This window comes from Streptomyces sp. NPDC013187 (assembly GCF_042899705.1).
Classification (GTDB): Bacteria; Actinomycetota; Actinomycetes; order Streptomycetales; family Streptomycetaceae; genus Streptomyces; species Streptomyces hawaiiensis_A.
Window position 1 is genome coordinate 1 of sequence record NZ_JBIBAF010000029.1, and the last position, 15514, is coordinate 15514.

The 15514-nt window shown below is 73.0% G+C and carries 5 protein-coding genes; all 5 read right to left on the reverse strand.

Features of this window, described 5'->3' with window-relative positions; all coding sequences use genetic code 11:
- Positions 1 to 8444: type I polyketide synthase (locus tag ACFY5B_RS38095; RefSeq protein WP_389979384.1), on the reverse strand; the 8444-nt coding region annotated here is incomplete at its 3' end.
- Between the two features lie 336 nt (positions 8445 to 8780).
- Entirely contained in the window at positions 8781 to 10367 is a 1587-nt protein-coding gene (locus tag ACFY5B_RS38100; protein WP_389979387.1) for an aspartate aminotransferase family protein, read from the reverse strand.
- Between the two features lie 175 nt (positions 10368 to 10542).
- Positions 10543 to 12795, reverse strand: coding sequence for a BTAD domain-containing putative transcriptional regulator (locus ACFY5B_RS38105; RefSeq protein ID WP_389979390.1), 2253 nt, complete (start codon positions 12793 to 12795; stop codon positions 10543 to 10545).
- Between the two features lie 343 nt (positions 12796 to 13138).
- Entirely contained in the window at positions 13139 to 14002 is an 864-nt protein-coding gene (locus ACFY5B_RS38110; RefSeq protein WP_389979393.1) for a BTAD domain-containing putative transcriptional regulator, read from the reverse strand.
- A gap of 234 nt (positions 14003 to 14236) precedes the next feature.
- Complete coding sequence (locus ACFY5B_RS38115; protein WP_389979396.1) at positions 14237 to 15421, reverse strand: IS701 family transposase; 1185 nt, start codon at positions 15419 to 15421, stop codon at positions 14237 to 14239.
- Positions 15422 to 15514: the final 93 nt, after the last annotated feature.

A 15514-nucleotide genomic window follows, 5' to 3' on the forward strand; every position in this document is an offset into this window, starting at 1 on the left:
GCATCCACACCACCGGCCACCAGCCGCCACAGATCCTCCGGCGACGACACCCCACCCGGATAACGGCACGCCATCCCCACGATCGCGATCGGCTCGTCCGCCCTGGCCGTGCGCCGGGTGACCGCGGCCGGGGCCTTTAGGGCGACGGCGCGGCCGAGCAGGTAGGCGGCGAGGGGGGCCGGGGCGGGGTGGTCGAAGACGAGGGTGGTGGGCAGCCGCAGACCGGTGGCCCGGGCCAGCTCGTTGCGCAGTTCCACCCCGCTCATCGAGTCGAAGCCCAGGTCGTTGAAGGCGCGGTCGGGGGCGACGGCGTTGGCTCCGGAGTGGCCGAGGACCGCGGCGACCCTGGTGCGCACCAGGTCGAGCACGGTCTCCTTCCGCTCGTCCTCGGGGAGCGCGGCGATCTGCCGGGCCCAGGAGGACTCGCCCGCGGCGTCCGGTCCGGAGGCCCGGGCGACGCGGCGGAGGCGGGCGGGGACGAGACCCCTCAGGAGCGGGTGCGGCTCGGCGGCACCGGCCCGGGACAGCCGCAGCGGTACGGGGACCAGCAGCGGGGCGTCCGAGTTCAGGGCCTGGTCGAAGAGGGCGAGTCCCTGCTCGACGGTGAGCGGCGGCATCCCGGCCCGCTCCCAGCGGGCGATCTCGGCGGGCGTGAGTGTGGCGCCCATGCCGTGCGTGGCGTCCCACAGGCCCCAGGCGAGCGAGGTGGCGGGCAGTCCCTGGGCGCGGCGGTGCTGCGCCAGCGCGTCCACATAGGCGTTGGCGGCCGCGTAGTTGGCCTGTCCCGCGGTGCCGACGAGGCCGGACACCGAGGAGAACAGGACGAATGCGCGCAGGTCGAGGCCGCCGGTCAGTTCGTGCAGGTGCCGGGCCGCGTCCGCCTTGGGAGCGAGCACGGTGTGCAGGCGTTCCGGAGTCAGCGACAGGGCGGTCGCGTCGTCGAGGACACCGGCGGTGTGCACCACCGCGGTCAGTGGGTGGGCGCCGGGCACCGAATCGAGGAGCGCGGCGACGGCCTCCCGGTCGGCGATGTCGGCCGCCTCCACGCGGACGGTCGCGCCCTGTGAGGCGAGGTCGGTGACGAGTTCGGCCGCGCCGGGTGCGTCGAGACCGCGGCGGCTGACCAGCAGCAGGTGGCGTACGGAGTGGTCGGTGACCAGGTGGCGGGCGAAGAGTGCGCCGAGCCCTCCGGTGCCGCCGGTGACGAGAACGGTGCCGTCGGGTGCGAACCCGGGCTGCTCGCCGTCGGCGCGGACGGTGTCCGTGGTGGCCAGCCGGGGCGCGTGGAACGTCCCGTTGCGCAGCGCGAGCTGCGGTTCTCCGATGGCGAGGGCGGCGGTGAGCAGCCCGGCGGTGCCGGTCTCGGTCTCCGCGGCGGCGTCGGCGTCGAGGTCGACCAGGACGACACGGTCCGGGTGTTCGGACTGCACCGAGCGGAGCAGGCCCCATACGGGGGCCGCGTCGAGGTCGGTGACGTCCTCGCCGGGCAGGGCGCCGACCGCGCCCGACGTCAGGACGGCGAGGCGGGCTGCGGCGAACCGCTCGTCGGCCAGGAATTCCTGGACCAGGCGCAGGACCCGCAGGGTCGGGGCGTGCCGGCCGTCCGCCGCGGTGGTGCCGTGCGCCCCGTACTGCCGGACGAGGACGACGTCGGCCGCCGTCACGTCGCCGAGACCGTCCCGCGCCTCGGCGACGGTCGGTTCGGGGATGCCGGTGTCCCCCTGGGGCGCGGCGAGGGCCGGCCACTTGAGGTCGTAGAGCGTGTCGGCCGCCGTCGTACGGCCCGTCGCGGCCAGCTTCCGCCGGTCGACCGGGCGCAGGGTGAGGGATTCGACCTCGGCCACGGGCGCACCGGTGCCGGAGGCCAGGGTCATCCGGTACGCGTCGGTGCCGTGCGGGCTGATCCGGACGCGCAGGTCGGTGGCGCCGAGGGCGTGCAGGGTGACTCCGGACCAGGCGAAGGGCAGCCGGATGCTGTCGTGGTCGGTGGCGTCGGCCGCCGAGAGGACCAGGGGGTGCAGGGCTGCGTCGAGGAGCGCCGGGTGCAGGCTGTAGCTCTCCGCCGCCTCGGCGGGGCCGTCGGGCAGGCGTATCTCCGCGTAGAGGTCGTCCCCGTCGCGCCAGGCCGCGGCGAGGCCCTGGAAGGCGGGGCCGTAGTCGTAGCCGAGGGCGGCGAGGCGGTCGTAGGCGGCGGTGAGCGGTTCGGGCCGGGCGCCTTCGGGCGGCCAGACGGTCAGCTCCTCGCCGTTCGTCGCCGTGGGCGCCGGCGGGGCGAGGGTGCCGGAGGCGTGCCGGGTCCACTGGCGTGCGTCGTCGGGGGCGGTGTCGGGGCCGGCGTGGATGGTGAAGGACCGGGCCCCGGCGGGGTCGGGCGCGCCGACGGCGACCTGGACGCGGATCGCCTGGCTCTCCGGTACCACCAGCGGCGCTTCCAGGGTGAGTTCGTCGACCCGCGGGACGCCGAGGCGGCCGCCGGCGGCGACGGCCAGCTCGAGGAAGGCCGTGGCGGGCAGCAGGACGGTGCCGGTGATGGCGTGGTCGGCGAGCCACGGGTGGTCGCGCGGTGACAGCCGGCTGGTGAGGACCGTGCCCTCGTTCTCCGCCAGTTCGACCACGGTGGCGAGCAGGGGGTGGTCGGCGGTGTCCAGGCCGAGTCCCCGCGCGTCGACGGGCGCCTCGGGGGCGAGCCAGTAGTGCTCCCGCTGGAAGGCGTACGTCGGCGGTTCGAACAGGGGCGTGCCGGCGCCGGCCGGGTGGAGGGACCCGCCGTCCAGGGCGGCGCCGGCCGTGAAGGCGCGGGCGAGACCGCGGGCGAACGTGTCGGTCTCGGGGCGGCCCGGCCGCAGCAGCGTGACGTCGGTGGCGGCGGAGTCCTCGGCGAGGGCCTCCTGGGCCAGGGCGGTGAGGACGGCGTCGGGACCGACTTCCACGAGGACCGTGGCACCCTGGCGGTCCAGTTCCCGTACGGCGTCGAGGAAGCGGACGGTGGCCCGGATCTGCCCGGACCAGTAGTCGGGCGAGGCCAGTTCGTCGGCGGTGGCGAGCGCGCCGGTCACCGTGGACACCAGAGGAAGGGCCGGCGCCCGGAAGCTCAGGCCCGCCGCGGTCTCGCGGAACTCGTCGAGAACGGCGTCCATGTGCGGCGAGTGGAAGGCGTGGCTCACCTTCAGCCGGCTGGTCTTGCGGCCCTCGGCCCGCCAGCGGTCGGCGATCTCCTCGGCGGCCTCCGCGTCACCGGAGATCACCACCGAACGGGGGCCGTTGACGGCGGCGATGCTCACGGCACGCTCGTGGCCCCGGAGGGATCGCAGGATCTCGTCCTCCGTGGCCTGCACGGCGATCATGGCGCCGCCGGGGCGGGCGGACTGCATGAGCCGGGCGCGGGCGGCGACGAGGGTCGCGGCGTCGTCGAGGGAGAGCACGCCCGCGGCGTGGGCGGCGGCGAGTTCGCCGATGGAGTGCCCGGCGACCAGGTCGGGGGTGGTTCCGTGCTGGGCCAGCAGCCGGAACAGCGCGATCTCGACGGCGAACAGTGCGGGCTGGGTGAAGCTCGTCCGGTGGATCAGCTCGGCGTCCGGGCCGTCCGGGTCGGCGAACACGACCTCGCGCAACGGACGCTCCAGCTTTCCGTCGAACGCCGCGCACACGGTGTCGAAGGCGGCGGCGTAGACCGGTGAGGCCGCGTACAGTTCCCGTCCCATGCCGAGCCGTTGTGCGCCCTGCCCGGTGAAGAGGAAGGCGGTGCGGCCGGCGCCGGCGGCGCTGCCGGTGACGGCGTCCGGGACGTCCGTGTAGCGGGTGCCGGCGGCCAGTGCCTCCAGTGCGGAGAGCCGGTCGGCCACAGTGGCGCCGAAGACGGCGGCCCGTTCCTCGAAGAAGGTGCGGCGGGTGGCGAGGGCATGGCCCACCGCGGCGTTGCCGGTGCCGTCGGACACGCCGCTCTCGATGAGACTGTCGCGCAGCCGGGCGGCCTGGGCGCGCAGCGCGTTCTCGTCACGGCCGGACAGCAGCCAGGGCGCGGGCAGGCCCGTGGTGCCGGCGCCCACCTGCGTGCCGCGGGGGTCGGCGGGAGCCCTCGGCGGGGCCTCGGCGGGGTCGTGTTCGAGGATCACGTGGGCGTTGGTGCCGCTGATGCCGAAGGACGACACGGCGGCGCGCCTGGGGCGGGTGACGGCGGGCCAGTCGCGGGGCTCGGTGAGGAGTTCCACGGCGCCCGTGGACCAGTCCACGTGCGGCGACGGCCGGTCGACGTGCAGGGTCCGGGGCAGCGTCGCGTGCCGCATCGCCTGAACCATCTTGATCACGCCGCCGACACCGGCCGCGGCCTGCGCGTGTCCGATGTTGGACTTCAGCGAACCCAGGTACACGGGTTCCGCGCTGTCGCGGTCACTGCCGTACGTGGCGAGGATCGACTCGGCCTCGATGGGGTCGCCGAGCTTGGTGCCGGTGCCGTGGGCCTCGACCGCGTCGACGTCCGCCGCGGTCAGCCGCGCGTCGGCGAGGGCCTGGCGGATGACCCGCTGCTGTGCGAGGCCGCTGGGTGCGGTGAGGCCGTTGCTGGCGCCGTCCTGGTTGATCGCGGACCCGCGGACGACGGCGAGGACCTGGTGGCCGTTGCGGCGGGCGTCGGAGAGCCGCTCCACGAGGAGCATGCCGACGCCCTCGCCCCAGCCCGTGCCGTCGGCTCCCGCGGCGAACGACTTGCAGCGGCCGTCGGGGGCCAGGCCACGCTGCCGGGAGAACTCCACGAACATGCCGGGCGACGACATCACCGCGGCGCCGCCGGCCAGGGCCAGGTTGGTCTCGCCGGACCGCAGGGAGCGGATGGCCAGGTGCAGGGCGGTGAGGGAGGAGGAGCAGGCGGTGTCCACGGTGACGGCGGGGCCGACGAGGCCGAGCTGGTAGGCGACGCGGCCCGACATGACGCTGGCGGTGGAGCCGGTCAGCACGTTGCCCTGCACGTTCCGCGGCGCGTCCTGCATGCGCGGTCCGTACTCCAGCGACGTGGCGCCCACGAAGACGCCGGTCCGGGTGCCGTGCAGTGAGGCGGGCAGTACCCCGGCGCGTTCGATGGCCTCCCAGGACGTCTCTAGCAGCAGGCGCTGCTGGGGGTCCATGGCGAGGGCCTCGCGCGGTGAGATGCCGAAGAAGGCGGCGTCGAACTCACCGGCGTCGTGCAGGAATCCGCCGTGCCTCACGGAGCTCGTCCCCTGCCGGTCCGGGTCGGGGTCGTACAGCTCGCCGGACCAGCCGCGGCTGTCCGGGAAGGCGGAGACGGCGTCGGTGCCTTCGGCGACCAGGCGCCACAGGCTCTCCGGTGAGGAGACTCCGCCCGGGTAGCGGCAGGCCATGCCGATGATGGCGATCGGCTCGCCGTCCTCGGTCACGCCGGCCGTGTCGGTGCTCTCCGCGCCGTCGCCGAGCAGTTCGGCCTCGATGAAGCGGGCCAGCCTGCGGGGTGTCGGGTGGTCGAAGAGGAGACTCGTGGGCAGGCGCAGTCCGGTCGCCCGGGCCAGCGCCGAGCGGAGTTCGGTGGTCATGAGGGAGCTGAAGCCCAGCTCCTGGAACGGGGTGAGCGCGTCGACGCGCTCACCGTCCGTGTGGCCGAGGACGGCGGCGATGTGCTCGTCGACCAGTTCGCCGACGGCCTGCCTGCGGGCGGTGCCGGACAGTCCGGCCAGGCGTGCGCCCAGTTCGCCGCGCGGCTGCGCGGGGGCTTCCTCGTGCCCTGTGTCGTCCTCGTACGCGGCGGCGAGGTCCGGGCCCGCGGCGGGCGCGCTGCCCGTCCGGGCCGGTCCGTCGAGCCAGTACCGCCTGCGCTGGAAGGCGTAGGTGGGAAGGTCGACGCGGCGGACCCCGGGTCCGCCGGCGAGGGCGGCCCAGTCGATGTCGGCGCCCCGGGTGAAGGCGGTCGCGAGTGCGGTGAGCAGCGTCCGCGTCTCGCCCCGCTCGCGCCGCAGGGTCCCCACGGCCACGACGGCACCCGGGTCCTCGACGGTGTCCTCGGCGAGGGCTGACAGGACGCTGTCCGGACCGGCCTCGATCAGCGTGGTGACGCCCTCGGCCTCCAGGCGGCGCACGGAGTCGGCGAAGCGGACGGCCTGGCGGATCTGGCGGACCCAGTGGTCGGGCGAGGACAGTTCCTCGTCGGTGGCGAGGTCGCCGGTGACGTTGGAGACGACGGGGATGCGCGCCGGGTGGTAGGTGAGGCGCTCGGCGACGTGGCGGAACTCGTCCAGCACGCCGTCCATGTGCGGCGAGTGGAAGGCGTGGCTCACGGTGAGCCGTCTGGTCTTCCGGCCGCGCTCGCGCAGTCGCCGCGCCACCTCCCGCACGACGTCGGCGTCACCCGATATCACGGTGGAGGTGGGTGAGTTGAAGGCCGCGATGGCGGCCTGCCCCTCCAGTCCGGCGAGTTCGGCCGCGACCTCCTCCTCGCCCGCCTGTACGGAGATCATGGCGCCGTCGTCGCGGGCCTGCTGCATGAGCCGGCCGCGGGCCGCGACCAACCGGGCCGCGTCCGCGAGGTCGAGGACGCCGGCGACGTGGGCGGCGGCGAGCTCGCCGATGGAGTGCCCGGCCACGTAGTCGGGCCGCACGCCGAGGGATTCGAGCAGTCGGTACAGGGCGACCTCGACGGCGAACAGCGCGGGCTGCGCCCAGGCGGTGTCGTCCAGTCCCTCGCCGGTGGCGATGATCTGCGCGAGGGGACGGTGCAGGTGCGGGTCGAGGGCCGCCGCGACCTCGTCGAAGGCGGCCGCGTAAGCGGGGAACGCCTCGTAAAGCTCCTGCCCCATGCCGATCCGCTGGGCGCCCTGACCGGTGAACAGGACGGCCGTGCGGCCGCCGTCGGCGGTCCCGGTGATCACGTCGGCCGCCGGGCGGCCCGCGGCCAGGGCGGCCGTGCCGTCGAGCAGGCCCGCCAGGTCGGGGGCGAGGACCACGGCCCGGTGCCGGAGGACCGTGCGGGACGTGGCCAGGGACCAGCCGACGTTCCGGGCGGACGGCCCGGTCGCGCCCACGTGGGCGTGCAGCCGCGCGGCCTGGGCGCGCAGCGCGGCGTCACCGGCGGCGGAGACGACCCAGGGCAGCACGGCGGGGACGTCGGCGGGCGGCTCGTCCTCGGGGTGGCCGGCGTTCTCGGATGCCGGGGCTTCGGCGATCACGACGTGGCAGTTGGTGCCGCCCATGCCGAAGGAGCTGACGCCGGCCACCAGCGGGCGGTCGGGGTGCGGCCACTGGGCCAGTTCGCGCTGCACGTCGAGCCGGAGGTCCGCCAACGGGATCGCGGGGTTCGGCGTCGCGAAGTTGAGGCTGGGGGGAAGCTGCCGGTGGTGCAGGGCCAGGAGGGTCTTGATCAGCCCGGCGATGCCCGCCGCGCCTTCCAGGTGGCCGATGTTGGTCTTGACCGACCCGACCCGCAGCGGCTCGTGCTCGGGGCGCCCCGCGCCGAGCACGGCTCCGAGCGCGGCGGCCTCGACGGGGTCGCCGACGGGGGTGCCGGTGCCGTGCAGTTCCACGTACTGCACGGCACCGGTGGCGATCTCCGCCCGCTGGTAGGCGGTGCGCAGGACCTGCTCCTGAGCGGTCCGGCTCGGCACGGTGAGTCCGTCCGTGGCTCCGTCGTTGTTGACCGCGCTGCCCCGGACAACACCGTAGACGCGGTTGCCGTCGGCGACGGCCTGCCGCAGTGGCTTGAGAAGGACGACGCCGCCTCCTTCGCCGGGCACGAAGCCGTTGGCGCGGGCGTCGAAGGTGTAGGTGACACCGTCGGGCGACAGGGCCCCGAACCGCTGCTCGGTGACGGTGTTCTCGGCGAGGAGGTTGAGGTTGACGCCGGCGGCGATCGCGGTGGTGGACTCGCCGCTGCGCAGGCTCTCGCAGGCCAGGTGGACGGCGACCAGGGAGGAGGACTGGGCGGCGTCCACGGTCAGGCTCGGGCCGTGCAGTCCGAGGTGGTAGGAGATGCGGTTGGCGATGACGCCGCGGTTGACGCCGGTCATGGTGTGCTGGCCGATGGCGTCGGTGCCGCGCTGGTAGAGCAGGTTGGTGTAGTCGTCCCGGAGCGTGCCGACGAACACCGAGGTGGGCGTCGAGCGCAGGGAGGCGGGCAGGATGCCCGCGTCCTCGAGCGCTTCCCACACCAGTTCGAGAACGAGTCGCTGCTGGGGGTCCATCGCGGCGGCCTCACGCGGGGAGACCGCGAAGAACGAGGCGTCGAAGTCGGCCACGCCGTCGAGGAATCCGCCGCGCCGGACAGCGGACGGTGCCCCCGCCCCCCACCGGTCCTCCGGCACCTCCGTGATCCCGCTGGTGCCGCCGAGCAGCTCCCAGAAGGCGGCGGGTCCGTCCGCTCCCGGCAGCCGGCAGGCAAGTCCGACGACAGCGATCGGCTCATTGTCCCCGGTGTGGCTGTCGATCGCCGGAGCATGCTCATTCATCATGAACTTCCGCTGCCCTTCCATAAACCGAATTCCCATGGCGCGAGCCCGTTCCGCGCCTCGTGGCGCATGTCACGCATTTCGTCGGGCCCGGCTGTACACGCATGTCGTGGCGGGAATGTGACGCGATCCCGATAAGTCGACCCTACGGGCGCGACGGAATTCCTTCCCCAATGCCGGGCCACGGCCCAGTAATTGCTGAGCGTTGGGTTCACGGGCCCAGCCCGCTTTCCCGGACAGCGCGCTGCCCGGCCCGTGACGAGCACGGGCCGGGCAGCGTGTCCGGGGCAGTGGGGGAGCCGCCGCCGGATCGGAAAAGGAACAGTGCGGGCGGACGGCTCAGGAGGACGACAGGACGAGTCGTTCCCCGGCCTGCTCCCGGAGGATGACGCACACGTCGGTGAGGGCCTCCTCCAGCCGTCCGATCTCCTCGTCGGTGAGCAGCACCGACGGCTCGAAGCGCAGCGTGTTGACGGCGCTGGCGGTGGGGAACGTCCGGATGGAGTGCCGGTTCAGCAGGTGCCCGGCGACGACGTAACCGAAGAGTCCGCCGCCGGCCGCCTCGCGGATCGCCGGGTGCTCGGCCTCCGACTGGTCGTGGAACTCGAACCCGAGCATGAGGCCCCGGCCCCGGACGTCCTTGACCACGTCCGGGAAGGCGGTGCGGACCTTCTCCAGCGTCGCCTGCAGGGCGGCGCCGCGTTCGGTGGCCTGCCGGTAGGCCCGGCCGCCGTCCCGCTCCAGCATCTGGAGGACCTTGAGCGCGAGGTGGCAGGAGAAGGCGTCCTTGGCGAAGGTCGAGCTGTGCACCAGCTCGAACTGTGCGCGGTAGCGGGTCTGGCGCACGAGCATCACGGACGCCTTGGCCAGGCCGCCGCCCAGGGATTTGGCGAGCGTGTAGTAGTCGCCGCGCAGGCCCATCTGCGAGCTGGCGAGGAGGGTGCCGGTGCGGCCGAGACCGCTCTGGATCTCGTCGAGGATGAGCGGGCAGTCCGTGGCGTCGGCGAACTCCTGGATGATCCGGGCGTCCTCGTCGGACAGCGCCTGGATGCCGCCCTCGCCCTGGATCGGTTCCAGCAGGAAGGCGCAGAAGACGGGGTGTTCGCGCTCCACGACGCGGACCTCCCCGTCCTCGACGGCGAGGCCCAGCAGGACACCGCGCTCCTGTGCCAGCACCTGGTCGAGGGCCTCGGGCCTGCCCCGCGGCACGAACCTCGCCCGGGCGCCCAGCGCCGCGAACGGGGTGCGGTAGGCCTCGTTGTGGGTGAGCTGGACACTGCCCATCAGCTTGCCGTGGAAGCCGCCCTCCAGCGCGAGGAACACCGGGGCCTTGGCGGCGCGTTCCGCGTTCCTGCGGGTGATCTCGTCGATCAGCGGTGCCAGCGGGTCGCCGGCCGGGCGCTCGGTCGCCAGTTGCGCGTACACGGCGTCGGGGACGGTCGCGGAGCCGTCACCCACGGCGGCACGGGCCCGCTCCACCCCGGCCGCGAGCTCCTCCAGTGTCTCACTCACGCGCAGCACGCGGTCGAGTTCCGCGTGCTTGACCGCCGCCTCGATGGCCTCCGCTCCGCTGTTGGCGAAGGTGGCGTAGTACGGCTCGTCGGTGCCGAGTTCCCGGTGGATGATCCGGTTGAGCTCGGCCGCGAGCCGGTTGGCGTAGGGGTGGAAGGAGAACTGGGCGTGCACGGGCACGCTGCCGTCCAGCAGTTCCCTGGCCCGGGCCACGATCTCGGGGTTGTTGTGCCCGAAGATCAGCGAGCCGTATCCGCCGGCGTAGTCGAGTACGGGGGCCTCCTCCCCCTTCGCGTCGAGGCGGTAGAGCGTGTTGCCTTCGCCCCGTACGTACTCGACATCGAGGCCGGCCGAGGTCAACAGGCCGCGCAGATACGGCTCGGCGAGCTCGGCGACGGCCGATTCGGGATTCATGTCCAGCTCCTTTTCAGCGCGGAATGCGCGTTCACCGGCAGACCGTGCCGATATTCTCTTTCGGACGTTCCAGTGGGCGGTCACGCGTCGACCATTCCCGACCATCCCTCGAATTCCGGAAATGATGGGCGTCCGGTTACCCGCGGGTGAGTGCTGTCGAGGAGCGTCGCTTTTTTCAGGTGAGGGTCCGGGTGTCCTCGTTTCCGCTGGCCGACAGCAGCAGGCGTACGAGTTGCTCGTTGGTGACCCGCTCCGGACGGTCCAGGGTGACCGTCGTGGCGTGGCTCTTCCCCCCGGCCCAGCCCGGCCTTCGCAGCAGGAGTTCGGGACCTGCCCCGACGACCACGCACAGGGGACCCGACCCTGCCGTCTCCGCCAGTTCCTCCACGGCGTCGAGCACCGCGTCAGGGGCGCGGTGGAGGTCGTCTATGCACAGCACGAGCGGCTCATGGCACGCCGCCTGCTGGAACAGCTGGGCCCAGGCGCTCATGGTCTCGGTGACGGGAGGCCCTCCGAAGCGGTCGTCCACGCCGATGCCGGCGGTGGCCACGAGCGGGCGGAGCCGGGAGACCAATAGGGCGGAGGCCCGTTCACTGGGGAAGAGCTTGCGGACCGTACGGGTCAGCGCTCCGGTCGCGACCTCCCCGGGAGCCGCGCCGCAGTAGGCGGCCAGGATCTGGGCCGCCAGCCGGAGCCGGTGGCCGTCCTCGCCGGCCGCCGGGATCCGCCCGGTCAGGATGCGTGGTGCGTCGCTCTGCGCCCTCACCCACCGCTCGAAGTCGCGCAGCAACCGGGTCTTGCCGGTACCGCGCTCCCCGAGCACCGTCACCAGGTGGGGTACGCCACGGTGCCGGGTGCGTCGCACCAGCCCGCGCAGGAGGTCCTGTTCGTACATCTCGGCGCCGCTCTCCTCGGCGTGCCCCTCGTCGCGGGCGCCCAGCGCCTCCCAGCTCCCGGAGGCCGGGTCCGGCAGCCGGTAGCGCACGGCGTGCTCGCTCGTCAGCCGGACGGAGTCGGTGACGCGTACCTGCCCGGCCGGCACCTCGGCGAGCTGTGCCTGGCATTCGTCCAGGACGCTGCCGATGACGGTGGGGGTGTCCTCGTGGCTGCGTTGGCGCAGCAGTACCTCTCCGCTGGTGACGGCACACTGCACGGCCAGCCGCGGCGCCTCGGGATCGCCGTCGGCCGGGACCTCGAGGAGGTCGCGGATGGCGAGCGCCGCGAGGACGGCATGCCGGGCGTCAGCGTCGCTGGGCCCGTCCAGCCCGAACACGGCCAGCGACATCGAGCCGATCGACGCCGTCACGGTGCCGCCGAACCGTTCGACCTGCTCCGTGACCAGGTGGCAGGCCCTTTCCAGCAGGGCGTCGACGTCCTTGGGGGCCACGTCGGCGAGGGTCGGGGCGAGCCGGGCGCGTACGGACATCGCGGAGACCGTGCGGCGGGTGGAGTCGGTACGCCCCTCCGGTACGGCCGGTTCGGACACGCGCTGCTGCGGCATGGTGAGGCCCTCCGCCGGGGGGACCCGGGTGTCGAAGGGCAGGCCGTCCGGGGCTTCCGGGGAGGCGGCGGGAACCGGGGTGGCGGCGGGGGGTGCGGTGGAGCCGACGAGGTTGTCGGCCCGGACGGTCAAGGAGTCGGGCGTGCCGGGACGGGCGAGGGACAGGGCCGCGTCCTGGACGAGGATCGCCTGCTGGAGCTGCTGCAGGCCCCGGCCGGGCTCCAGGCCGAGGCTCTCGACGAGCACGGCCCGGACCCTGCTGTAGACGTGGAGAGCGTCCGCCTGCCGTCCGCAGCGGTAGAGGGCGAGCATGAGTTGACCGCACGACCGTTCGCGCAGCGGTTCGGACTGCACCATCCGCTCCAGCTCGGCGAGGACCGAGTGGTGGTTCCCGCAGGCGAGCTGCGCGTCGAAGTAGTCCTCCATGACGTCGAGCCGGGTGTTCTCGATCGTGGCCAGCTCGGGCCACTGGATGCCGCCTTCCACCAGGTCCGCGAGGGCCGGCCCGCGCCACAGCGCGAGGGCGTCGCGCAGGAGGGCGGAGGCGGGTTCCGCGGCGCCGCGCGCCAGTTGCTCCCTGCCCTGCGTGACCCACTTGTGGAACAGCTGGAGGTCCACCCGTTCGGGATCCACCCGCATCATGTAGCCGGGCGGCTGGGTGAGCAGGGCGGCGGCGCACGGGTCACCCTCGACCCGCCCGGTGGAAAGGATGTTGCGCAGGCCGTAGACCGCGTTCTGCAGGATCTTGCGTGCCGTGGCGGGGACGTCGTCGTAGCCCCACAGCGCGTTCATGAGGTGGCTGGTGGCCACTACCTTGTTCGTCTGGAGCAGGAGGAAACCGAGGGTGGCGCGCTGTTTGGTGCCACCGAGGGGCACCTGCTCGCCATGGTCGACAACTTCTATCGGACCCAGCATTCGGAACTGCATGACTCGCCCAACTCCATCCCCGTAAAGGCGGGATACACGGGCGGGACGCGGAGTGGTCGATCCACGGCAACCGCCCGAATCCGTCAAGATCCGTCACCATCGTGCAGGGCCGTGGTCCAAGATCACACAAATCTCGGGCACATGCCGCCGTCCCGTGCCACGTCGTTGTGGGCGGGTCCCCGTCGGGGTTCACGAAGGTCACCGCCTTTTCCTGTACCGGTGACAACAACGCCCGGCGGTACCGGCGTTCACCTTCTGTGTGGTCGGCAGGAAGACACATCGCCACGCCTGACGTGCCGCGGTCCGGGACCGGGACGCCAGGGGTCCGTGACGCCTGGGGTGGTCAGCCGAAACAGGCGACGGCGGTCGGACGCAGGCTCGGGATGGGCGACAGGTGCCGTCGCGTCGTCTCCGGTGCCTCCGTGCGCAACGGTCCGGACGGCTCCTCGTGGCTGGAGGAGCCGAGGATCTCGGCCTGGAGCCGCCGCAGATCCGCCGAGGGCTCCAGGCCGAGTTCCTTCTGGAGGATGCTGTAGAGCGTGTGGTAGGCCCGCAGGGCCTCGCTCCTGCGCCCCGCCTGGTGCAGCGTCGAGATGAGCTGTCCGTGGAACCACTCGTGCAGCGGGAACTCCTCGACCAGAGCCCGCAGGTCGGGCAGCAGCTCGCGCTGCCTGCCCAGCCTGCCGGCGATCTCGATGCGCAGTTCGAGAGCGTTGATCCGCAGCTCCTCGACGCGGGCGATCCGGCCGGCGAGCACGGTACCGACCGGCACGCCGCTCAGCACCGGGCCGCGCCACAGGGCGAGGGCGCCGTTCACCTGGTGGGCGGCCCTCTCCAACTGCCCGCTGCGGGACTCGTAGCGCGCCAGCCTCAGGTACTGCTCGAAGCTGCTGACGTCCACCTCGTCGTCGTTGACCCGGAACTCGTACCCGGGTGTTCTGGCCACGAGGAGATTCCGGCCGTCGGCCGTGACTCTCTCCTCCTGGAACATGCGGCGCGCATGGTAGACGTGCGTCTGCAGTGTCTTGGCCGCGCTGCGCGGAGGGTTCTGCCCCCACAGTTCCTGGATCAGTACGGCGGTGGGTACGGCCTCTCGCGGCTGGAGCGCGAGGACCGCCAGCATCCGGCCGATCTTCGGCGCGTTGGGTGTGTGTTCCCTGCCGTCGTCGGTGATGACTTGGAGTGGGCCGATCAGGTTCAACCGCACTGCGGATACTCCTATTCCGGGGGCGTTCGAGCTCGCGTTGGTGCGTCGCCCGCCGTGGTGGTGGCGTGATGGAGGCGTTCGTGGACAGCCCGCCGACGTCACGGGGAAGCCGATCCCCTTGGTACGCGACGCCGACCGGCGGGCCAGGAGGCCTGAGGGGCCAGGGGATGTCAGCCCCTGGTTCGGGCACGTGGTCGACGGACGGACCGGGGTGATGGCGCGCCGGGCACCGTGTCACGCTGCCTTGCAGGCAGCCGCGGTACAGGAGGGCGGCTCGGCGGCGAGCACGGTGGCGAGGTGGGCGATCGAGGCGAGCGTGACGTGGCGGTGCCAGCCGGAGAAGGAGCGTCCGACGAAGTCCCTCAGCCCGACCCTGTCGCCGATGTCCTCGGCGTCCCGCGCGACGAGGTCGCTCAGCCGCGTCAGCCGCAGCAGCGCGGATGCGGAGATGCCCGTGGCGTTGGTCAGCCACAGCCGGTTCGCACCCCGGCCCGGCGCGGGCCACTCCCCGATGAGACGCAAGCCTCTCACCACGCCGCCGTGCAGGGAAGCTGGAGCCTCCACCGGGATCACCGAGGCCACGGGCCGGTCCGGGTCAGGGCCGACCGGAGCGCGCATCCGGCCGAGGTGGGCGACGAGGTCTCCGGCGCCGCGCTCACGCGAGCCATAGGCGGGCAGGACCGACCTGTCGACGCTCAGCCGGGTTCCCGAAGCGGTGCGGATGACGAACTGGTGCCCTTCCGCCTCCAGTCGGCGGGCGATCGCCACGGCGTCCGCTCCCTCCGCGTCGACGATCACCGGCCGGCTCGGCACTCCGGCGGCCTGACTCGCCTGGGCCGTCGCCTCACGGACGCACTCCTCCAGACAGTCCGCCCGAACGCCGGCGGGAATGCGAGCCCTGCGACGGAGGGGTTCCTCACGCCATCGCCGCGGCAGTACGAGTTGCCACTCGACCGGCACGGCGGCCCGTTCCGAAGCCAGCCAGACTCCCACCGCGTGCTGGCCGTTGACGGCGCGGCCCAAGTGCGGAACGTACTGGAGGTCGACGCCGATCGAGTGGGCTCCGGCCTTGGGGATCGCTGTGGGCCTGACGACCCAGGCGTCGTGTCCGAGCAACAGCCGCGCCTGCCGGGCCAGCGCGTGGCGGACCGGTGTCCACTCCCACAGGGACTCGCTGATGAAGTGGTGCATGCTCTGCTGTGCCGCGGGGCCGCCGAGGTGCGCCGCGATCTGCCCCAACGTCTTGCGTCCGGGCGTCTTGAGTAACCCCTTCACATAGTGTTCGGCCTTCTGCCGCTGGCCACTGCGGCGCAGCGAGGCGAAGAGCTCCGAATCGGCCTCCGCGACAAGACCATCAGGGCACGTGGCAGCGCCCCCCTGCGACAACTGACGCTGCCCTACGCCTGCTTCCATCGACATCCCCCTGGCGACGCGACCTCTGCCCACTGTTTAAAATAAACCAATCGATCGGTTTTTTTAAGGGCCTGCCCGTCGCCGTCTCCCCCAACGGCC